General features: G+C 40.8%; 18 protein-coding genes and 1 pseudogene. 14 read left to right on the top strand and 5 right to left on the bottom strand.

The annotated features are described in order from the left end of the window. Nucleotides 1–3: 3 nt before the first annotated feature. From H7R39_RS04180 to H7R39_RS04170, 3 genes are all read right to left on the bottom strand, one after another. A complete protein-coding gene (locus tag H7R39_RS04180) occupies nt 4–810 on the bottom strand; it encodes an alpha/beta hydrolase (protein WP_221892066.1) in 807 nt (268 codons plus the stop codon). A gap of 32 nt (nt 811–842) precedes the next feature. Beyond that, nucleotides 843–2,933, bottom strand: coding sequence for a TonB-dependent receptor domain-containing protein (locus H7R39_RS04175; protein ID WP_185898082.1), 2,091 nt, complete (start codon nt 2,931–2,933; stop codon nt 843–845). A 316-nt stretch (nt 2,934–3,249) separates the two neighbouring features. Continuing rightward, nucleotides 3,250–5,346, bottom strand: a complete 2,097-nt coding sequence (locus H7R39_RS04170; RefSeq protein ID WP_185898081.1) for a TonB-dependent receptor — start codon at nt 5,344–5,346, stop codon at nt 3,250–3,252. Between the two features lie 381 nt (nt 5,347–5,727). On the opposite strand from H7R39_RS04170, the gene H7R39_RS04165 reads away from it, so the two are divergent. The 12 genes from H7R39_RS04165 (at nt 5,728) to H7R39_RS11240 (ending at nt 16,857) form a co-directional block, all read left to right on the top strand. Continuing rightward, a complete protein-coding gene (locus tag H7R39_RS04165) occupies nt 5,728–7,809 on the top strand; it encodes a TonB-dependent receptor (protein ID WP_185898080.1) in 2,082 nt (693 codons plus the stop codon). Nucleotides 7,810–7,883: 74 nt separating this feature from the next. After that, nucleotides 7,884–8,918 (top strand): ABC transporter substrate-binding protein, encoded by a 1,035-nt coding sequence (locus H7R39_RS04160; RefSeq protein WP_185898079.1) that lies wholly within the window; start codon nt 7,884–7,886, stop codon nt 8,916–8,918. After that, a complete protein-coding gene (locus H7R39_RS04155; RefSeq protein ID WP_185898078.1) occupies nt 8,918–9,880 on the top strand; it encodes a FecCD family ABC transporter permease in 963 nt (320 codons plus the stop codon). Before H7R39_RS04160 ends, H7R39_RS04155 begins: the two co-directional genes overlap by 1 nt. Beyond that, nucleotides 9,871–10,644, top strand: coding sequence for an ABC transporter ATP-binding protein (locus tag H7R39_RS04150; RefSeq protein WP_185898077.1), 774 nt, complete (start codon nt 9,871–9,873; stop codon nt 10,642–10,644). The genes H7R39_RS04155 and H7R39_RS04150 overlap by 10 nt, the downstream gene beginning before the upstream one ends. A gap of 82 nt (nt 10,645–10,726) precedes the next feature. Beyond that, on the top strand, nt 10,727–10,855 hold the full coding sequence (locus tag H7R39_RS11445) for a hypothetical protein (RefSeq protein ID WP_267454720.1): 129 nt from the start codon (nt 10,727–10,729) through the stop codon (nt 10,853–10,855). Nucleotides 10,856–11,127: 272 nt separating this feature from the next. Next, nucleotides 11,128–12,252, top strand: a complete 1,125-nt coding sequence (locus H7R39_RS11255; protein WP_228724723.1) for a DUF6538 domain-containing protein — start codon at nt 11,128–11,130, stop codon at nt 12,250–12,252. A 190-nt stretch (nt 12,253–12,442) separates the two neighbouring features. Continuing rightward, on the top strand, nt 12,443–13,057 hold the full coding sequence (locus tag H7R39_RS11250) for a site-specific integrase (RefSeq protein ID WP_228724722.1): 615 nt from the start codon (nt 12,443–12,445) through the stop codon (nt 13,055–13,057). Then, the gene (locus H7R39_RS04140) at nt 13,029–13,508 is read left to right on the top strand and encodes a hypothetical protein (RefSeq protein ID WP_185898076.1); all 480 of its coding nucleotides are present in this window, start codon (nt 13,029–13,031) and stop codon (nt 13,506–13,508) included. The genes H7R39_RS11250 and H7R39_RS04140 overlap by 29 nt, the downstream gene beginning before the upstream one ends. Then, complete coding sequence (locus tag H7R39_RS04135; RefSeq protein WP_185898075.1) at nt 13,505–14,587, top strand: nucleotidyl transferase AbiEii/AbiGii toxin family protein; 1,083 nt, start codon at nt 13,505–13,507, stop codon at nt 14,585–14,587. Before H7R39_RS04140 ends, H7R39_RS04135 begins: the two co-directional genes overlap by 4 nt. Nucleotides 14,588–14,760: 173 nt before the next feature. After that, nucleotides 14,761–15,123, top strand: a complete 363-nt coding sequence (locus H7R39_RS04130; RefSeq protein WP_323874592.1) for a plasmid mobilization protein — start codon at nt 14,761–14,763, stop codon at nt 15,121–15,123. A gap of 57 nt (nt 15,124–15,180) precedes the next feature. Then, complete coding sequence (locus H7R39_RS11245; protein WP_228724721.1) at nt 15,181–16,257, top strand: relaxase family protein; 1,077 nt, start codon at nt 15,181–15,183, stop codon at nt 16,255–16,257. Between the two features lie 3 nt (nt 16,258–16,260). Continuing rightward, complete coding sequence (locus H7R39_RS11240) at nt 16,261–16,857, top strand: hypothetical protein (protein WP_228724720.1); 597 nt, start codon at nt 16,261–16,263, stop codon at nt 16,855–16,857. A 616-nt stretch (nt 16,858–17,473) separates the two neighbouring features. Here the strand turns inward: H7R39_RS11240 and H7R39_RS04115 are convergent. Together H7R39_RS04115 and H7R39_RS04110 are read right to left on the bottom strand one after the other, a co-directional pair. Then, nucleotides 17,474–18,415 (bottom strand): annotated as a pseudogene (locus H7R39_RS04115) (IS256 family transposase). A gap of 51 nt (nt 18,416–18,466) precedes the next feature. Then, nucleotides 18,467–19,120: an ATP-binding protein gene (locus tag H7R39_RS04110; RefSeq protein ID WP_228724719.1), complete on the bottom strand. Its 654-nt coding sequence runs from the start codon at nt 19,118–19,120 to the stop codon at nt 18,467–18,469. A 501-nt stretch (nt 19,121–19,621) separates the two neighbouring features. Here H7R39_RS04110 and H7R39_RS04105 point away from each other — a divergent pair. Together H7R39_RS04105 and H7R39_RS04100 are read left to right on the top strand one after the other, a co-directional pair. After that, nucleotides 19,622–20,386: a transposase gene (locus H7R39_RS04105; protein ID WP_185898486.1), complete on the top strand. Its 765-nt coding sequence runs from the start codon at nt 19,622–19,624 to the stop codon at nt 20,384–20,386. Between the two features lie 156 nt (nt 20,387–20,542). Next, nucleotides 20,543–21,793: a lactate racemase domain-containing protein gene (locus H7R39_RS04100; RefSeq protein WP_185898073.1), complete on the top strand. Its 1,251-nt coding sequence runs from the start codon at nt 20,543–20,545 to the stop codon at nt 21,791–21,793. Nucleotide 21,794 lies beyond the last annotated feature (1 nt).

Below are 21,794 nucleotides of genomic sequence, written 5' to 3'. Positions count from 1 at the left end.
AAATTATTTGCTTACATGCTTTACGATATCTTTTAGCACTAGCGGTATTACGTCGCCGTGTCCTTGCCATTCGTAGATTTTAAATTCGTATTTGACGCCCGACTTTTTTAGAATTTCAGCTAAATCCGCCGCTTTTAGTATATTTTCTTTGTCTGTTTTGCCCGCCCTTTTTTCTGATTCTCCTACGCTAAGTCTTATAAAACTCGCCTTTAATCTAATTTTTAGTTTGCCGTCGTTATCTAAGGCGTCCTTTATAACTTTTGAATCTCCCCACCAAAGAGACGGAGAAGCTATAAAAAACTCATCAAATATACCGTCGTTTTGTAGAAGCGAATAAACTAAAAATAGTCCGCCGAAAGAGTGGCCGTAAAATATTTTTTCGCTATTTTTTATATCGTATTCTTTGTCTGCAAACGGCATTAACCGCTCTTTTATAAATTTATAAAATTTGTCCGCATTGCCGCCTTGTTCGTATTCGTCGCCTTGGGCTAACGGCGTTAAGTCCTTTGTTCGCCTTGCGGTATCGTAAGCTAGCGGAGTATCGTATCCGACGCCTATGATAAGCGGCACGCTACCGCTAGAAGTAAAATTTTTAAATAAATTAAGCAATACGGAAAATTGCGCATTCGCATCGAGCATAAAAATCGCTTTTGGATAAACGTTGCGGTTTTTCGGGACGGCTTGAAAAATTTTATATATTTCTCCGCCCGCGCTTTCTACTATGGAGTATTTTACATCAAAAAGCCGATAAACGCTTTCATCTATCGGCTCTATGTATTGAGTAGGCTTTGCGCTGGCTGCAGCAATCATAATCAAAGCTCCCAAAAATAATTTAACAATCCTTACCACTTCGCGCTTACCTTAAACCAAAATCTCCTGCCCTCTTCAGGATACCAGTAGTAGTTGCCGTCATCGGCCATTCCCTCGTCGTAGCGGATATTATCAAAGATATTATAAGCGGTCAAATTTAAGCTTAAATTTTTATTTACTTCCCAGCTAGCACCCAAATCGACGGTAAAAAGCTTCTTGTCGTTTTGGCTTACTTTATTGCCGGGACCGAATTTGACGCTGGTTAGCTCGCTCTCGTAGTTTGCCCCGGCAAAGGTGCTAACGCTTGCGATAGGCTTATACGTAAGCGTCAAATTTGCCGCGTGCTCGGGCGTTGCGGTTAGAGATTTGCCGTCTAGTCGGCTAAGATTGGTCTGGCTAAATTTGACCGGGCCGTTTGGGGTATTGATCGTCGGATCGCCGGTTTTGATTTTGGAGTTGTTGTATGTGTAGTTGCCGCGCAAATTTAGATTTTTTAGTATGTCGTAGTCTGCGCTAAGCTCGATGCCCCAGACGTCTGCACCGTCGATGTTAAAGTAAGTTCCCCAGCCCGGGCAGTTTACGTGCGGAGCCGTAGCGCATGAGCCAAATGCCGGAATACGGTTAATGCTGCTGCCGTCGGTATCTAGGATTTTATCTTTAAACTCATTTCTAAATAGAGTAACCGAACCTCTAAAATCCTCACCGCTATCGTAGTAAGCGCCGATTTCATAAGTTAAGCTCTTTTCGGGTTTTAGGTCTGCGTTACCGAAGTCTACTATCCTCCAGCCGCCTTGTATGGTGCCTACTTCCGGCGAGATCTGATTGACGTTCGGCGTCTTATATCCTGTCGCTACGCCGCCTTTTAGCGTCCAGTTGTCGCTTAGATTGTAAACTAGATACGCACGCGGCGAGAGATGATCGTCGAAAAATTCGTTATGCGTGAAGCGGCCGCCCAACGTCAAATAAAGCTTGTCGTCTAAAATCTCCCACTCGTCTTCTAAAAATGCCGCATGCTCTTTCATAGAGTAGGCTTTCGGGTTTCGCAGCACGCTTCTACTTGAATTTGATACGATAAATGTGGTTTTAACCGTCTGCTTACTGAAATCATAGCCGAAAGTTAGCGTATGCGAATCCAGAAAGGTGCTAAATTTGGAGTTAAAGTCGTGGTTTTTGACGTCGGCTGGCGTTAAGCTATCAAAGAGGCTCGTTCGCTTCGTCTGATCGTAAATGTAGCTCACGTCGGCATTTAAATTTTCAAAATTTCCCAGATATCCTACTCCGTAGCTATCTTTTTTGTAGTCGTAGCTATTTAGTAGCCTGTTTGTCCTTACCGTTGCCGTCTTGCCGACGGTCCTAGAGTATTCGTGGCGTTCTTGGGAGGCTAGGAGATAAAATTTATTGTATTCGTCGGGCGTGATCCATAGTTTGGCGCTAAAGTTTTTCTTATCGCTTTCTTGATAGCCGCCCGGATAGCTATCCTCGTCGCGTAATTTTTTGTAGCCCCAGAGCTGAAGACCGAGGTATTTGTTAAGAAGCGGAAAGTTAAGATAAAAGTCCGCTTGGCGCTGCGAGCCGATGCCGCTATGAGCCTGCGCGATACCCGATATACTCACGGAGCCGCTAAATTTATCAAAATTTTTCTTCGTGATGATGTTTATGACACCGCCCACCGCATCGCTACCGTAAAGCGAGCTCATCGGTCCTCTGATGATCTCGATGCGTTCTATCGCCTCAACTGGCGGGATAAAATTTGAGTTCATATCGCCGGCGCCGCCTTTTGGATTGGCCGCGCTTGAATTTACTCTTTTGCCGTCTATGAGAACTAGCGTTTGCGAACCTTCCATGCCGCGGATCGAGATACCGCTGGCGGGTCCGTCCTCGCCTCCTATAACGCTAACTCCTGGAGCTTTTGAGGCGATAGAGTGAAGCGAGGTGAAGCTATCTTTTGCCAGGTCGTCATTTTTTACGATTGATATGCTGGCGGGTGCGTTTTTAATACTTTGCGAAAAACCGCTAGCAGTGACTACGACCTCTTCTAAATTTATATTATCTACGGCTTGTAAATTTATTGCACACACTAGCGAAACGATAGGCGCAAAAGCTTTATTTTTTGAAACGATCATATAAAATCCTTTAGAATACTTAATATTGATTTAAGTTATCAATCTTTCTTCGCGAATAATAACTAATATGGAATAAATTTAATATTAATTATCGTATGCAGATAGAATTTGCCGCTAAAGACGAGATGATCAATTTAATAAGATGGCTTTGAGGCAATTTTTAAAGCTTATAAGATATGTTAAATTTGAAATTTTATCCATACCGCAGTCAAAGCCAAGTCATTGACACTAAGTTTTTAACTTTTGGAGCGCGATGAATGAAGCGGTTTTAAAATCAGTAAAAACGATAGGTTATCCTATCGTTTTTACGTTTTAGTTAAAAATTGTAGTGAAAATTCACCATAAACGATCTCTCGTCGCCTAGCCTCGAGCTTGAACGCCAGTATTTTTTATCAAAGAGATTGTTTATCGCTAGCGTCATTTGCGCATGCTCGGTGAAGCTGTATCCCGCACTCACGTCCACTCTAGCAAAGCCCGGCAAGTGTTGTTCTTGAATTCTACCGCCGCTAGTAGAGTAGGAGTAGCGTTTGGAGTAGCCGGTAACGCCGCTTTCTACGTACCATTTGTCGGCGTTTACGTAGCGTAAAAAGACATTGCCCTGCCAGCGCGTGGTTTCATTTAGATTAAGCCCTTCGTTTAGCGAGTTTGAGTTATCTTTGGTAACCTTAGCGTTCGTGTAGCCAAGCGAGCTGCGCAGGTATAAATTCTCGTAAATTTGCCCTAGCACGTTTAGCTCGATACCACGGCTGCGCTCTTTGCCGCGAACCGCCCAAGTATATGGGTCGTTTGTAGGGTCTGGCTGATAGCGGATATTTTTATGTTCGATCTGAAAGACCGCGATGTTTGAGCTAAATTTATTATCCGCCCAAGTGCTTTTTAGTCCGATTTCGTACTGGACGTTATTTTGCGGTTTTAGATCAAGTTTTGACGTATCTTCAGTGCTGATGCCGATGTTGCCTCTACCGCCGTAGGGCGCAAAGCTCTGCGAATACGAGATATAAGCGGTGTGATCGGTCGCAAAGTCCCATAAAAAGCCGACCCTAGGACTAAACGAGTCGCCGGTGTAGCTGTTTGTTTGGCCTCTTATGTTTCTGGTCTTAAATTTATAAAAATCAAACCTACCGCCGAGCATCAACCTATACGTGTCGTCAAGGCTAATGAGATCCTCGAAAAACACGCCATGATTGATCGCGCGGTGTTTGTTATCGGTCGTGAGCGGAACGTTTCTGTTTGACGCCCAGCTGCCCCTAGATGCGTACGGGTCGATATCTTGCATATGGGTTCTACTATACCAGAGCCTTGGATGGCGAGTTTCGACGCTGTTATCGTAGCCGACTGCGATGTTGTGCTTAAATCTCTCGAAATTTAGCTCCTTGGTAAGCGTAAAAGCGTTTGAGATAGTTTCGTTATCCGTCTCTTGTTTTGCGTAGTTTTGTCTTAATTTGTTCCCGCTAACGATTGATCCGCCGTAATAGTGGTCGAAATTTTGGCTAGCCTTTCTGTATCCGAAAACCCATTTTAAATTTAGCTCTTTTGCTAGCTCGGCATTTAATTCCGTGCGGAAAAAGTGCAGTCTATCCTCCACGAAGTCGCCCTCGTGAGAAAAGCCCTTTTTGTAGTCGATACCTAGCTTATCGTAGACGGCCTTGGTCGGAGTTCTATCGGGTACTCGCCAGGCGTTGTCGTACGTATACTGCGCCTCGAAGCTTACGTCGCCGCTTTGGTTGGTTACGATGACGCTAGGGCTTATCATAAAATTTTTATATTTTATACTTTCGCGCCACGATTTACCGCGCTCGCCGTCGGTGGTTAGGCGTACGGCTAGTTGATTATTTACCGCGTGGTTTACGTCTGCGCCAAGCCCCCATCTACTCCAGCTGCCGTATCTACCCGAGACCTTATAAACAGGGGCAAAATTTGCCTTTTTACTGACTAAATTTACAACCGCTCCGCCGTCGCTCCTGCCGTATAGGATAGAAGCTGGTCCTTTTAAAATCTCGACGCGCTCGACGTTTGCGGTGCTACGCCTGATCTGACCTGAGTCTCTCACGCCGTCTCTGTATATATCTCCGCCGTCTACGCTAAAGCCTCTTATTTTGATACTCTCGCCGCGCATATCGTAGCCTGCGTCTATGCCCGCGTTTCCTTCTAGGATGCTAGAAAGATCATTCGTGCCGTAGTTGCGATTTTTCTGGATATCGATAGTTTCGATGGTTTGAGGCGTTTGCTTGTTGCTAAGTCCGTTTCTGTTTACTTCCGCGCTATCGTAGGTTATATAGCCTTTGAGGTTATCTTGCTCGGAAATGCCTTCGACTTCTACGCTTGGAAGCATCACCGAGTAGCCGTCCGTCTTTGTCTCTGCGACGGCAAAAGTAGCCAAAATAGCGACTGAAGCAAAAATACTAAGTCTCATTATTCTCCCCTGATTTTAAAATAAAAACAAGAGTATATATCAATAGTGCTTAAATAATTATTTATAAATCATCTTATCATATACTAGCCATTACATATAGAGCGTTTTTATCGCTTGAGTAGAGGCTAATTTTTAAAATCTGAAAAAAATGCATTTTAAATTTGTGATCTTAAAACTTAACGACACTATTCTTATTCGTTAATGCTCGTGATATTTTCGGGGGAATAATATTTTTTACTATTTTTTATAAAAACGTGCTGGAATTACAAACGTCTTAAATTTTTGCTACATAAATTATTTACTAAAACCTTATTTTTAATCATTGAAAATCATTATATATTTCTGTATAATTGCCCGTTAATAATTTTTAAAGGAGTTTAAATGCAGAGGAAAATCGTGCTTAGCCTTGCTTTGGTCGGCGTTTTGGCTGCCGCGCAAAACGAAGTAGAGCTAAAATCGCTAGAAGGCGTAACCGTCACGGCGCAAAGATCGTCTCAAAGCGTAGACGAGATAAGCAAAAGCGTCTCGGTAGTAGATAAAGAGACAATAGAAAGAAAGCTTGGCAAAAGCGTACCCGAGCTAATCAGCGAGGCGCCTGGGGTTTCAATCGTAAACGAAGGCATGGACTCGGGTACCGTAAACGTGCGAGGTTTTAGCTCGTCTGATTACCGCGTGCCGATGTTCGTAGACGGACTTAGATTTAGAGGTAGGCCGGCGTTTGAGTATTCGATATTTACGCCCGATCAAATCGAAAGGATAGAGATAATAAGGGGCCCCGCTAGCACGCTTTACGGCACGGATGCCTTTGGCGGCATAGTAAATTTAGTCACCAAAAGAGCTAGCGGAGACGTACACGGCGACTGGGCGTTATCGGATACGTATCTAAGCACCCAGTATCAAAGCGCGAACAAAGGTGTGCAAAACCGCTTACAACTCGGCGTAGTCGGACACGGGTTTGATGCATTGCTGGGCTTAAACTACAAACATGGCAAGGACTACGACACTCCGGCGGGCAAAATCCCAAATACAAGGTATAACTACCGAAGCCTTGATTTTAAAGGCGGATATAGCTTTGCCGATTTTCACAGACTTGAGCTCGTGACCAGATATACGGAGTCCGAGCGCGGCGTAGTCGGTACGGCGGTCGGCGCTCCCGGAACGGCGAACAAAAAAGGCTTTCAAAAATACATAAAAGAAGCGCCTCTTAGAGAAAAATACGTAGCGCTAAACTACGAAGGCAACATAAACGATAAATTTATATTAGATTCTAGCTTGTATTACAGAGAGCTTTATACACACCTAAATATAAGGCCGTATATCGGAGCTATGTCGCCTAGACAAGTCGATAACTACGTAAACGGCCCGAAGGTCTACGGCGGCAAATTTATCGGCAAATTTATAGGCGACAGCCTAACCCAAACCTACGGCGTAGATTTTTATTACGAGGACTGGGATAGCGTGTATCAAAGCGTAAACAAAGGCCCTAGCGTACGCAACAGGCTAAGAACCAAACAGCTTGACGTCGCGGGCTTTGGATTGCTTGAATACGCATTTAGCAACGACGCGATTTTGAGCGCAAATTTACGCTACGACCGCATAAAAACGTCCTTTGATATGGATAGCTCGATGAGCCCCGCCGTAAAAGCCTTATACGAAAACGCCAACGATAGAAAAGACGGCAGAGCTAGCTACGGTCTGGGGCTTATTTATCCCGTCGCCCAGGGGCTTGAATTCGTAGGAAATTTCTCGACTTCGTTTAGGGCTCCTATGAGCGGCGAGGTTGCTCCGATACTTACGTTTTCAGGCAGCGAGGCGTATCTGCCAAACCCTGATCTAAATATCGAAAAAGGCGTTACCTACGAGGCTGGACTTCGCTATACGGATAAAGCGCTTAGATCAAATTTGATATTTTACACGGGAGATTATAAAGACCTGATCGTCGAGCGAAACTGGCAAAGCGGCGGCGTGACCTACTATCAGTCGCAAAACGTAAATAGAGCCAAGATAAGCGGAGCGGAATTTGACCTTGCTTATAAAATTTTATCAAATTTGGAGTTTAAAACAAATCTTGCCTACACGCGCGGCAAAAACAAGCAAACCGGCAAACCGCTTCCAGAGATCGCTCCGCTTAGCGGACGCGTGGCTGTTTCTTATTCGCCGGAGTTTTTGGCAAATTCTTACATAGAGTATAGCGGCGACTGGGCGGCGAGAAAGACACGCATAGATGATAGCGTAGAGCGCGAGCGAGCGGGATATTTCGTACATAACCTATACTTTGGCAAGAGTCTGGGCAAACTAGGATTCTTAAAAGATTTTAGCCTAAATTTCGGCGTCGAAAATATCTTTGACAAAGAATACGCCCCAAGCCTAAGCTACGAGCTAATCAGCCAGCCTAGAAGCGCTAGCAACCCGCTAATAAATCCGGGTAGAAATTTCAAACTAGGCTTTAAGGCTAGCTTTTAAAATTTAAATTTACCGAGCGGGTTTTAAACCGGCCCGCTCAAAAACCCTAAAATTTACAAATTTAAGGATCAAATTTGAGAAAAATCATGCCTGCTTTATTGCTACTGGCAGCGACGCTGGGCGCGCTTGAATTTACCGATCAAAACGGCAATAAGCTTCGCTTCGACCGCTCCGTTAAGAGCGTAGCGCTGTTTCCCGTGCCGCTAGCTTCATTTTCTCTTAGCGTCGAAAACAACGTATCTCGCCTAGCCTCCGTCCATCCGATGGCCAAGAAAAACATCAAGCGCGGAATGCTGGGAAAAATGATTAAAGGCGCAGCTAGTATCCCAGCAGGCGGTATCGGAGAGGATTTTACTCCAAACATCGAGGAGCTACTAAAACTATCTCCCGATCTTGTCGTGCAGTGGGGCATGAGAGGCGAAAAGATCATAGAGCCGCTGCGAAAAGTAGGCCTAAACGTAGCTTTGGTAAATTTAAGCGGCACGGAGGAAGATCCTCTTTTTTGGTTTGCAATGCTGGGTAAAATTTATGAAAAAGAGCAAAGAGCGGAGCAAATTTTACAAAACAGAGCCGAGGTAAGAGCTGAGATCGAAAATTTCGTAAAAGGGCTTAGCAAAAAACCGAAGGTTCTTTTTATATTCGGCAGGGATAAAAGCTACGAGGCAGCCGGCGGTGGGACGTATTTTGACTACGAGATAAAGCTAAGCGGTGGGCAGAATGCGGCAAATTTTGGGGGATTTAGAATTTTAAATAAAGAAGAAATTCTCGCTCAAAATCCGGACGTTATCTTGCTTAGCAACTTCGACGAGCTAACTCCGCGGGACTTTTTTAACGACAAAATTTTAAAAAACGTAAAAGCCGTCAAACAAAAAGCCGTCTATAAAATGCCTCTGGGAGGCGATATGTGGGAGCCGCCTACGGGCGAATCGCACTTGGGCTGGGCGTGGTTTAGCGTGCTGTTTTCGGGGCAGGCTCATATAAATTTAAAAGACGAGATGAAAAAGAGCTACAAATTGCTCTATGGCTACGATCTAAATGACGATGAGACGGCTCAAATTTTACGCTTCGATCTAAACGGAGAGAGTAAATTTTACGAGCTTTTTAGATAATGAAAAAGTATCTGTTTTTATCGCTTTTTCTAGCCTTTGCGGTCGTTTTTTCGCTTCTTGCGGGCAGGATTTCGCTTGAGGGGCTAATTGATTATTATCAAAACGACAAAGAGACGCTTTACGCTTTGATATTTGACCTGCGCCTACCAAGGCTGATAGCGGCGTTTTTGATAGGCGCCAGCCTTAGCGCGGCGGGCGTGATATTTCAGGCGATGTTTGCAAATCCTTTGGTAAGCCCGAATATCCTGGGCGTAGGCAGTGGAGCTGGATTTGGCGCGGTAGTTTGCATTTTAGCCTTCGGCAGTCCCATAGCCACGCAAATAGGCGCTTTCGTTTTCGGTTTTTTAGCCGTCATGATAGCTTACGCTCTAGGCGTTTTGGCAAACAAAAACTCAAAGCTTATGCTGGTGCTTGCGGGCATCATCACGGGTGCTATCTTTGAGGCGCTGATCTCGGTTGTAAAATACGTCGCCGACACGCAAGAAAAGCTTCCTAGTATCGTATATTGGCTGATGGGAAGCCTAAGCGCCATCTCTTGGAGCGACGTAGCGGCGCTTGCTCCCGTTTGCGTTAGCGGGCTCGTGCTTTTGAGCCTAATGGGCTGGAAACTAAATATTTTATCCCTAGGCGGCGAACATGCAAGCATTTTGGGCGAGAGTAAATTTTTAGGCTTTATCTTTATCGTACTTGCTACACTGATAACGGCCGCAAGCGTAGCCATCGCCGGTATCATCGGCTGGGTCGGGCTTTTGATGCCGCATGTTACGAGGCTGATTTACGGCTCAGATAACTCGCAGCTAGTTCCGATTTCTGCGATTTTAGGCGGGATATTTTTGATGCTAACCGACGTTGCGGCTAGAAGCGTGAGCTCGGCTGAAATCCCGCTAAGTATCCTAACCGCGCTTATAGGCGCTCCTATGATCGGCGTCATCATCGTTAAAAAGGGCAAAAGATGGTCTTAAGCGTAGAAAATTTAAGCTTTTCATACGAGCGTAAGCAAATTTTGCAAAATTTGAGCCTTGATTTAAAAAGCGGCGAAACGCTTGCGATTTTGGGCCCTAACGGCATAGGCAAATCTACGTTTTTAAAGATTATTTTAGGACTCTTAAAAGCAAAAAGCGGTCAAATTTTGATCGATGGTCGCGATCATGCCTCTCTTAGCGGCAAAGAACGCGCCAAGCTCGTAGGATACGTGCCCCAAAGCGAAAATATCGCTTTTAGCTTTAAGGTAAAAGATCTGATTTTAATGGGCGTAAACGCAAACGTCGGTATGTTTTCAAGGCCGAGCACAGAGGATAGGGCGATGGCCGAGGAAGCCGCACGGATAGCAGGCGTTAGCGAGTATTTAAATTTAAACGTAGACGAGCTAAGCGGCGGCATGATGCAGCTAGTCCTAATAGCTCGCTCGCTAGTACTACGGCCCAAAATTCTAATCATGGACGAGCCGACTTCCTATCTCGACGTATTTCATCAAAACGCCGTTTTAAGCCTAATCAAAAGGCTAAATAGCGAGCAAAAAACCTGCGTGATCTTTACCTCGCATCATCCCGATCACGCGCTTGCGGCAACAGATAAAACCTTGCTTTTAAACGGCCCTTTAGGATATGAATTCGGCGCAACGGATCAAATTTTAAAGGGCGAAAATTTAACCAAACTTTTCGGTATCGATTTTATAAATTTAAACGTCGAAGACAAAAGGAGATTGCTGGTTAGGTGGAGGGTTTAGTAAAAACATTTTCTTGTTTTCGTTAAATATTCTAGATAAGCCTATAAAATAGTGGGAGTAATAAAAATCAAGAAGTTAGAGCTTGGATGAGAGTAGAAGGCTGCTAGTGCCAACGGCTACGTCAGGTCTAAATTTGCTAGATGAGAGCATGACAATAGTGGGGATGAGGATCAAATTTGTGGATATATGCTACGCTAAGGTCATTTTATAGGATTACTTTTTGTAAAATGCTTCCATTGTACCACTTTTTATCAAAAGCGTACCATAGTTTAAGAAAAAATTCAAAGAAAGGGAAACTGAAAAAGAGGCGGTTTAAATACCGATAAATAGGGCATTTATGGTGTCACGGGGGAGACTTGAACTCCCGACCTCCGGCTTATGAGGAATTATTTTAAATCCTTGCAAAGCGCTGATACTACGCTGTTTTAAGTCTTTTTGACTTTAAGGCATCGGCAAGGTGTTCCACTTTTGTTACACCGCCTTATGACGCATATTAAAAATCGCAACGGAACATACTACTATAGAAGCGTTCTGCCTCTTAGCACGAGGAAAATCTTCGGCGTTCAAAGAGAAATTTGCTTTACGCTAAGCACAAACTCCATACTAAAAGCTAAAAAATCTGCTAGAATTTATGATAGATACATTTATCTAATAACCAAGGCGGTGGACATGAAGTTGGACGGCAAGATAATCGACTCTCTCGTGGATAGCTTTATGCAGGCAAAGGTCAATAAAAGTATAAAAGAGCACTCTTTATACGATAAAAAGATAGACGTTGACTTTGCCGATGCTCTAAATAGGCATTTTAAAGAAGCCTTGCAAGATAATCAAATGCCTAAACTTCTAGAGCCTAGCGTGGAAATTTTAGAAAAAGATATCGGCCCGATCGGTGATGAGGATAGGGCTGCGGTAACTCACGCTTTGCTTGAGAAAAATATCCTTTCTCTTAATTATCTAATCGCAAAACTTGAGAAAAACGCAAACCTTACGGCCAAAAGATTAAAATTTTTAAGCGAGCAAGATAGTAGCCGTAAATTTGAAAGTAAAGAACTACGAAGCTTTCAAGACGATATCGGCGTTCTTGACGAAATCGGCGAATTGCCGCTTAATAGGCAAGGGGTTAAAGATCTTATAGATACTTTTACTCACGCTATGGTCGTAGCTGCCCAAAAAGAACACGGACTAAATACGCAGCTAGGGCTAGTAAAAACTAAAGCCGATGAAAGAGAGACAAAAGATATTATGCTCGGTAAAAAGCAAAATATCGTTCAATCTATACGCGCAGGCAAAGAAACTTTTGGCGCGGGAACTCTAGGTAATAATATCGTAGAACAATACGAGATAGTCCCGTTTGCTAGCCAAATACCAACCTGGTCGCAAAACAATATAATATTGCGCGTTGCGTTCGATACCTTCATACAAAACACGAGTAAAAACGAAAAATGGTCTAAAAGCACGTTAGAGCTAGTAAATAGCGTTAAAAATTTGCTCTTTAAATTCTTCGGCGAGGAAAGGAGCGTGTCTCTTATATCAAGAGATGATTTATTAAAATTTCGCGATATTTTATTTAAAGTGCCAACTAAGCTAAATCAAAAAAAACAAGTATAAGGGTAAAAATTTAGAGCAGATACTGCATCTGGGTAAAAACTATAGCAAGCTGTCGGAAGTAACCGTACAAAAATATATGATAAGGGTAGCTCAATTTTTTAATTACAGTTACGATAGCGGCTATATAGGTAAAAGCATTACGAATAATATTAACGTAAAAATAGAAATAGACCCCACGGATCGCAAGGTATTGCCTTACAGCAAAGAGGAAGCGCAAACTATCTTTAAGATAGTTCAAGATTTTAAAAATACCAATAGATCTCCAAGTAAGCGAATAAACGCTAACAATCTTTATTATATTACGATGATAGCAGCATATAGCGGGATGAGGATAAACGAAATAACTCAGCTAAGATACAAAGATATAGTAAAGCGTAACGGAATACTTTGCTTTAATATAAACAGAGAAGAGGGTAAAACCACTAAAAATACTAATTCTATAAGGGTGATGCCTATTCATTCCAAGCTGCTTGAGCTTGGCTTAATAGAATTTATCGATACTAGAAAAAACGGCAAGACGATATTTAGCGTAAATAATAAAATCTTTTCTGAAATTTTTAGAAAACAAATTCAAAGAAAACTAATAACCGAAGATCCTAAAAAGACGTTTTATTCGTTCAGGCACTACTTTATAAATTACCTGGTGCAACGAGAAGTCCAGCTAAGCGTCATAGCTCAAATAGTAGGCCACGAAAAACAGTATAAAATTTTACTGAATACCTACGCTAAGCCGATCAACCCGGATATATTAAAAGCTAAGATTGAAATGGTTGAGTATGGGGTTAAAAATGACCCACATACCTAGAAAGATAAAATTTCTCAGAAACTATAAAGTATATAGTATAGATATATTTAAGAACGAAGAAAAAGCCTTGGTCAGAAAGTATCTAAATAAATCCGCCAAAGAGGGCGAAATAATCAAGATAAGCAAGGAGAAATTTTATAAAAGAGCATTAAAGGATCGAAATAAGGCGGCCCCTAAAATAACAAACCATCCCAAAGATAAAGAGGCTTTAAGAAAAAACGAACTTTGCACGTATAAGTATCCGCTGTTTAAATACCGTTTTTGGAGCAACCCAGGCGGTTCTATACCCTTAACCAACTATATAGCCGCGCTAATGGATAATGATTCGCCTATGAATTTGGTCTACCTGTGCAAACTTTTCGGCGATGCTAAGGTGTTTGAAGTGTATCTTAACGAGTTTTATCAAAAAGGCGAAAGACTGCCTTTGGTAGAGGACTTTTTGGGAATATGAGCGAAAATTTATATCCTAGGGTAGTCGCACTACTTGAATATATCGCTCGCGGCAATGAGCTAAACGGCTTTGTTTTGGTTGGAGGTATGGCTATAACGCTTTATGAGCTTCACAGGCAGCCTCAAGACCTATATTTTTTTGTAAATGAAGAAGAGCTAAGCACTCAGTCGTTATCAAAAATAGAAGCTTTAATCTCAAAGTTAAAAAATGTATACGAGATTAAATTCGTCAAAGGAGACAAAGCGCGGGTATTTTATAAATTTGACGGCGTGAGCGTTAAATTTATAGCTTATCCGATTGAGATTTTAAGCGATGCTAGGAAATACAAAAATATAAACGTAGCCTCAATCAAAAAACTAGCCTACATCAAACTAGACGCTATACTAAGGCATCGCCGCAAGGCAAGGGATTTTTACGATTTAAAATACCTTATGTTAAAATTTAACCTAAAACTAGAAGATGTTTTAGACGTCTGCCGCTATCACGTAAAACTTATGGGTATTGCAGAAAACGCTATGGCGCACTTGCTTTTAAAACATAGGCTTATAGATAAAGAAGGCATAATAGAAGCTAAATTTGATACCGATATAAAGACTATTCGTGAGTTTTTAAAAAACGAAGTAAAAAGGCTAAGCGAAGAAAGAGCGGAAATATTTAACTTTTCTACCAACGAAATAAAGGCCAATATAAATAAAAAATACGGACTAAGCAGAAACTCTTTGCTTATGGAGCTTTATTTGATAAAAATGGAGCAAAAACTATACAAAATCGACCTTTTAGAGGCCAAGGCCGACTTGGGTTACGAAAATTTTAACAAATGCGACATATTTTACTATGCTTTGAGCGATACTAAATTTCTAGATTATCTGCTGTTTTACACCTCAAGTACGCCAAAAAACCTTAAAAACAAGGCTCAACGCTTTAGCGGAGCGCTAGAGCTCGTAAAAAGGCACGAGCTAATAAATGATTGTCTAAATAAAAGCGAGGATGAGATTAAAGAATTTATAAAAAGAAAAAACATTCAAAATCTAAGATTTATAAAGCTCGTAAAAAAGAAAAGGGAAATTTTAAGTGGCTGAATATGCGGGCAGAGCGGCATTTTGCCCGACCCAGACTTTGTAAAATTTAAACCAGCTCGTCTTATTTTAAAACCTAAAAACTAGGTTAATTTTACCCGACCCGTTTCCTAACTTACTAAAACCCTTGTTTTATGTTTTTGAATTTCATAAAATTGCGGATAAAGAAAAAATGTGTGCATACTGATTCCAAAAATAAAATTTTATATAAGATAAAGATGGAAAACAAAAAACGCGAAATCACTAAGAACATAATCAAAAAACTAAGACTAACCGATGCCGAATGGTCGGCTATCGAAAAGAAGCTAAAAGAAACAGGGATGACCTTTTCAAAATTTGCCCTAAGTTCAATGCTGTCCAGGCGAATTAGACTTCCTATCGAAAGGGAGCTTTTGACCGAGCTATCCAAGCAAGGAAACAACCTAAACCAAGTGGCCGCCAAGCTAAACAGCGGCGAGAGTTTAGATAGAGTGGGTCTTATAATTATTGCCGAGAATAACTCTGTATTGCGTCGAATTTATAAAAGATTGGGGAAATAGTGAACTATATCAATCAAGACCGCTACCTCACAAACATAAAGAAAGCTATTAACAACTATGCTAGTTAAATTCCTTCCAACCTACACCGGTGGCGGTCTTGGAAGTATAAACTATCTACTAAACGAAAGAAAAGCGGCTGGAACGGCTAAGGTCGTAAAAGGCGACGAGAATTTAACCAGAGCTATTATTAAAGGAATCGACTTTAAGCAAAAAACATGCTTTGGAGTTTTGTCATTTGAAGAGAAGCATGACTTCTTAACCGAAGAGCAAAAGCTAAAAATAATAAAAGATTTCGAGCGCGCATTGCTCGGGGATTATATGCTAGAGCGGGTAAATGTGCTCTGGGTCGAACATTCCGACAAAGACGGAAGACTCGAGTTAAATTTCTTGATCCCGAAAATCGATTTGGTAACCGGCAAATCGTTTAACCCCTACTTTGACAAGTATGATCAAGGTAGAATCGATCTGTTTAAAAGAATCGTTAATGACGAGTATAATCTTTCAAGCCCCGACGATCCCGCAAGAGAGCAAACGATATCGGCTAGCAAGAAAAACATAGGACACTATCAAAAATTAGAAGAACTTGATAAAAAGCTACACGAACTAGTAAGAGAGGGCTACATCAAAAATAGAGATCATATGATAGAGCTTCTTAATCAAAGCGGCATTGAAGTAACTAGATCGACAAAGAAAAGCATAACTGTAGTACTACCTAATCAAAAAACAAAAAATCGTCTCAAAGGAGGAATATACGATGCAAATTTCACAGGCGCTCAAGCACTTGGAGAGCTCAGCCAAAGCTCAAGCAGAAGAATTCGAGAGTTCCATAATAGGAATCCACAAGAGGAGCTTAAAGGGAATAGGCAAAAACTTGAAGAGCTCATTAGAAAGCGAGATAAATTCAATAGGCAAAAATTTGGAATCCAGCCTTCAAGAAATTATATCGATCCAAAGCAAGAACAAAAGATGGATATTAGCGCTCACGGCTACGATAGCGCTGATAATCGGAATGGCGGCGGGATATCATATGCGCTCTTATTCGGTGGAGCTGCAAATCAAGAAAATGAGACCGGATGCCATCAAGGAGCTGCAGGTGCTTTTGGACGAACAAACAAAAGAGATGGAATCAATTAGAGTTTGGACGATACCGCAAGCTTGGAGGCATTCGGAGCCAGAAGCGGACGGAAGGATGCGGTACTATATATCGATCCCTCGAAGCAAGGAGATCTTCGAGCAAAACAACAAATACTACATACTTATGAGAACGGAATAGAAGATGACAACATTAGAAGAAGCATTGCTAGAAGAAAACGAGAACTTGACGCAGATGATCAAGAGCGAAAGGAGCGAACACGAATTGCAAAAGAAGGCCTTGATCGAAAAATACGAGAAAGAGATAACGAGTTTGCAACAAGACAAGACAAATTTGATAGATCGCATGCAACATTTGATGAACGATTGAGTGAACAAGATACACGAATTGTCGCAAGCGCAAAAAGAAAGATACGAGAAATCTTTGGAGTCTTTAAGAAAGAAATTAATAAGCTTGCAAGAAGAATTGCAAAATTTGAGGGTAAAATACGATGCTTTGCAGATGGACTACGAGGAGTTGAAAAAAGATATAGAAAATTTATAGAGGAATGTGAATATGCAAGAATGATAAACATGCGTCACTCTATCAAAAATACCAATAAAGAAAATACTATAAAATCAGATACGCCTGGATTAGTCTAGGCGTATCCCGCCAAACCGGCCGCCGCATAAATATACTTTTTGGTTTCTAGGCTCTTGGGGGTTTTATGCTTAATTAAATACGATCCGCCAGACTAATTTTATTATCTTGTTATGCGCACTTATAAATAAAAAATTAATCGACTGCCCCCCCCGAGTTCTTGCGGAGATACGCCAGTAAGCTTAAATATTTATTAAAATAGCCTACTTAACTCGGCTATTTTAATAAATATGGTCTAGACTAAAGCGTGGGTCAAGGGAGCAGCAAGCTCTCCTTGCGAGCCTCTCGCGGGGCCAAAACGGTAACGTTGCGTGGCCACGTAGAGTATGCTCGCCCTATTAGTAGAAACAAAAAAGAGCCAATGCGAAAGTTAAGAGAAATTTTAGCAAAACATGGATATAAAGCAACCATTTAAATATGGTATATTTGATATGGTTTATAATAAAAGTATAATTTTAAAAAATTTGTAAAAAAATGCCCGAAGAGCTCGGACGCTATAAGTTTTATGCGTTAAGTTTTGAAAACACCTTTACTCTTGGAGCATTGCCTATAAATTTCTCGATATTTACAAGATTAGCATATCCTTCGCAGCCATCATAATTGCAAGAAGAGACCTTCTTAAAAAGGACCTGAATCCTGTAGATTGGTTAAGGCTTGTTCTTTTGTATCAGCTTCGTAAATAGCTTTTAGCTCACTAGATATTCTCTTTTTATCCTTATAACTTACATATTTAAGGCTATTTCTTATTTGATGGATTACGCATTTTTCTACTTCGCGCTACGCACTCGTAGCTGCAAGCAGAAGAATTTGGGTGTTGGGAAAAGATGAGTTTATGGCTTTACTTATACCGCTTAGATTATCAGTAGATATTATTAATATATCATCTACTCCACGATTTTTAATCTCATTGAATATATCTAGCCAATATACTGATTGTTCGCAATCCTTGCTAATCCACATACCTAAAATTTCTTTGCTGCCATCTAGCTTAACTCCTAGCATTATATATGTGGCTATGTTCTTAACGTTGCCATCTATTCTAACTTTAAGTATAGTAGCGTCTATTATTACAAAGGGATATATTCTATCTAGTGGTCTATTCTGCCACTCTTTGGCTTTATCCAATATCTTTTCAGCCATATTTGATATAGTTTGTTCTGATAGCTCAAAGCCATATAGTTGTTCTAAATGGCTCTTAATGTCTCTAACACTCATACCCTTAGCATAAAGCGAGATAACTAAATCATCTGTGCCATTTAAGACTACTTCACGCTTTTTAACTAGCTTAGGGTTAAATGTGCCATCTCTATCTCTTGGTATATCAACTAATATCTCACCGTAGTTTGTTTTTAATGTCTTGGTATTATAGCCATTGCGGTAGTTTGTATTATCTGATGTGTGGTGTTTATCATAGCCTAAATACTCTGTTATTTCAGCATTACTAGCTTCTTCTATGACATCTTTTAAGATGAGTTTAAACTCATCAACTATGCTTTGAGGAGTTATATTCTCTCCATTAGCTAATCTCTTGGCCAACTCTTGTCTGTCAAGTAATGACATAGTAAATCCTTTTAGTTTTTTAAATTGTAACTTATTTTGGATAAATAGGTTTTAAAAAGGATTTACACGGATGGATTTACACTCTCTATTTCTGATGTTACCTATCTCTTTGGCGTCTGATTCTATATATGTTCTTATGTACGAGCTAAACCAGAGATATTTTGATTTCTCTGAGCTTATCTTTGTGATCTCTGGGTAACCGCCGTTTATGATCTTCTCGGATAAGCCGTCGTTGTCGTATTTTCTAAATGCTAAATGGCTTATATCACCACTTAAAATATCTATCAAATTTTCATCACTATGGCTTAACTCTTTTTGAGAAAGCGGGTAAAGCTCTACTATGCCTATCCTACCGGCAAGCGAGTCTGAAATATCTTTAAAGCCCTTTAAATTTGCAGAGCCAGTTAGTATGAACTGCCCATTTGTTCTATCTTTATCTATAAATTCTTTTATGGCTAGAAGCAGTATGGGCACTCTTTGTATCTCATCTATCACGATAGGCTTATTACAGTGCTCTATAAAGCCCTTAGGATCGTTTCTTGCGGATTCATAGATATTTATATCATCAAGCGTCACGTAGTTTGATATATCTAAATTTAAAGCAAGGGTTGATTTACCAACCTGTCTAGCTCCGCTTATCAAAAGCACTGGAAAGCTTTTCATATACTCTTTTATTTCATCGCTTATGGCTCGTTTGATGTACATAGTATTTTATCCTTAAAAATTTAGGAGTACAATACTACAATATATATAAATTTACAAGGATGGTTTGGTTAAGATAATTGTATATTTAAATTTAATTCGAATTAAAACTGGTAAGATTAAGTCAGTCACTGTGATTTTCCATCATACTGAGTATTTTATTGGTAGAGTTTTAAGCAATATCACCTCAGATTTTCATATTGACAAATGGCAGTCAAATTTTCCCTCAAAAGGAGCAGCACAATAACCATTTTTGGAATATTGCACAGGCTCTTTTGTACTGCGACCTAACTTCCCAATAAATTTTACCTCATAACTTTATCCAGTAGCGATTTATAGCTATCCACTACGTCATAGACCACGCTATCATTGCTTATAGCCTTAAAATGCTCCTTTGTGCAGTGGATTTTAGATTCTTCGATTTGGCGAAGCTACATAGAGTTCATAGACCCTTTAGTCTCCGCAACAAAATAAATGTGCTTGATATCACCCTCATAAAATGCAATCGCCCTAAAAAGACAAACCTCTCCAGATACATCAGTCATATATATAGACGAATTTAAAGGAAATATAGAAAAAGAGAAATATCAGCTAGCGATGTATGATAAAAACCGTAAACTAGTAGATATATTAAGAAATAGACATTCACAAACAATAAAAAATATAATAAACGAATTTGAAATACAACCACAAGTAGTTGTAATGGATATGTTTAAGCCATTTAGAAGCGTAATAAATAGTAATATAGTTCAGGCCCAAATAGTAGCAGATAAATATCATGTAATAAGACAAGGGATATGGGCATTAAGAGATTTAAGAGTAGAATTATTTAACAAAGACAATGAAAAGTATAAGAAGTTAAAAAAATATTGGAAAATACTAAGTAAAAGCCCAATAAGTCAGTTTAGTCAAAGACAAAAAGAAATATTAAAAGAAATATTAAAAGTAGATAAGACATTGAAAAAGATGTATAGAATAATAAAAGAATTTTACAAGATGTTTGAGAGCAAGACAGTAAAGACAATGAGAAGGAGAATAGAGCAATTAATTGAAAAATTGAGAGTATTTAATATAAAGCAAAGTATAAAACTAGCAGATGCAATAACAAGTTGGAAAAAAGAGATAATAAATATAGTAGAATATAAAATAAACAATTGGTTTGTAGAAGGAAATAACAACAAAATAAAAGTAATAAAAAGAGTATCTTATGGACTAAGAAACTATGAAAGATTTAGAAAATTGATATATTTACGTCTTTGCAATAGATAGAGGTGTTTTTACACCCCCACTATTGACAAAGAACCATAATAAATTTTATCCGCTCTATAAATTTAAAAATTGAATACCCTTTTTAAATACATTTAAAAGAAAAATTTATATATAATCCTAATATAAAAAATTAATAATTATACTTAAGGAGCAAACGTGCAAATTCCTATTCGCTACGGCAAAGATGATATCATCGACCTAAGCGTTCCGGAAAAAAATTTACTGGGAGTTTTTAACCCCAACCCCGTGGCTAAATTTGACGAAACGGCGCTAATCGCAAAGGCTCTAGCAAATCCGATAAATCAAAAAAGCTTTGATGAGTTTATCGCGGGCGATGAAAAGATCGTCATCATCGTAAACGACGGCACGAGACCGACGCCGACGGCAAAAGTTTTAAAGCAAATTTACCCAAAGCTACGCTATAAAAAGAAAATTTTCATCATCGCCACGGGCTGCCACAGAGAAGGCACGCTCGATGAGTACGAGATGATCTTCGGTAAAGAAATTTACGCGGAGCTTAACGCCAAAAACGAAGTTCACGATCACGACTCCAAGCACGACGAGATGGTATTTTTAGGCGAGTCCAAAAACGGCACGCAGATGTATCTAAACAAAATCGTAGCAGAAGCCAAAAAGGTAATCGTCATAGGCTCTGTCGAGCCGCACTATTTCGCGGGCTACACGGGCGGCAGAAAGGCATTTTTGCCGGGTACTGCGTCGTATGAGAGCATCACGCAAAACCACAAGCTCGCTCTTAGCGCCGACGCGCAAGCTCTGCGACTAGAGGGCAATCCCGTGCACGAGGATATGATCGACGCGATGAAAGTGCTAGCTCACATCGACGTTTTTTCGATCCAGACGGTGCTTGACAGCGAGCACGGCGTGTATTACGCAAGCGCAGGCGATCTAAACAACAGCTTTTACGACTGCGTAAAAAAGGCCGACGAGGTATTTTGCGTAAATATCCCGTGCAAGGCCGATATCGTGATCTCGGTTGCGCCCTATCCGATGGACGTCGATCTCTATCAGGCGCAAAAAGCCCTAGATAACGGCAAACTAGCGCTCGCGCAGGACGGAATTTTAATAATGGTCGCAAAGTGCCGCACCGGCATCGGACCAAAGCCGTTTTTTGATCTGATGGCTTCCGCGGATACGCCTAAAAAGGTGCTAGAAAAGATTAGCGCGGGCTTTAAGCTCGGCTACCACAAGGCCGCTAAAATGGCTGAAATCTCGCTCTGGGCGCAGACCTGGGCGGTGAGCGATCTCAGCGACGACGAGATGCGAGCCGTACACCTAAAACCGTATCATGATTTGCAAAAGGCCCTAGACGACGCGCTCGCGCAAAAGGGCGCGGACGCCGGGATCATCATCTTGCCGTTTGGCTCTATGACTGTGCCTAAGGTTTAAG

The sequence above is a fragment of the Campylobacter massiliensis genome, from assembly GCF_014253065.1.
In the GTDB taxonomy this organism is placed as follows: domain Bacteria; phylum Campylobacterota; class Campylobacteria; order Campylobacterales; family Campylobacteraceae; genus Campylobacter_A; species Campylobacter_A massiliensis.
The sequence above is the reverse complement of the archived record's forward strand: the minus strand, read 5'-3'. Positions and strand labels throughout refer to the sequence as shown.

What these genes read in the sequence shown, in the direction of transcription:
- H7R39_RS04180 (WP_221892066.1), bottom strand. Translation starts at nt 810, where the DNA reads ATGATTGCTGCAGCCAGCGCAAAGCCTACTCAATACATAGAGCCGATA.
- H7R39_RS04175 (WP_185898082.1), bottom strand. Translation starts at nt 2,933, where the DNA reads ATGATCGTTTCAAAAAATAAAGCTTTTGCGCCTATCGTTTCGCTAGTG.
- H7R39_RS04170 (WP_185898081.1), bottom strand. Translation starts at nt 5,346, where the DNA reads ATGAGACTTAGTATTTTTGCTTCAGTCGCTATTTTGGCTACTTTTGCC.
- H7R39_RS04165 (WP_185898080.1), top strand. Translation starts at nt 5,728, where the DNA reads ATGCAGAGGAAAATCGTGCTTAGCCTTGCTTTGGTCGGCGTTTTGGCT.
- H7R39_RS04155 (WP_185898078.1), top strand. Translation starts at nt 8,918, where the DNA reads ATGAAAAAGTATCTGTTTTTATCGCTTTTTCTAGCCTTTGCGGTCGTT.
- H7R39_RS04150 (WP_185898077.1), top strand. Translation starts at nt 9,871, where the DNA reads ATGGTCTTAAGCGTAGAAAATTTAAGCTTTTCATACGAGCGTAAGCAA.
- H7R39_RS11255 (WP_228724723.1), top strand. Translation starts at nt 11,128, where the DNA reads ATGACGCATATTAAAAATCGCAACGGAACATACTACTATAGAAGCGTT.
- H7R39_RS04140 (WP_185898076.1), top strand. Translation starts at nt 13,029, where the DNA reads ATGGGGTTAAAAATGACCCACATACCTAGAAAGATAAAATTTCTCAGA.
- H7R39_RS04135 (WP_185898075.1), top strand. Translation starts at nt 13,505, where the DNA reads ATGAGCGAAAATTTATATCCTAGGGTAGTCGCACTACTTGAATATATC.
- H7R39_RS11245 (WP_228724721.1), top strand. Translation starts at nt 15,181, where the DNA reads ATGCTAGTTAAATTCCTTCCAACCTACACCGGTGGCGGTCTTGGAAGT.
- H7R39_RS04110 (WP_228724719.1), bottom strand. Translation starts at nt 19,120, where the DNA reads ATGTACATCAAACGAGCCATAAGCGATGAAATAAAAGAGTATATGAAA.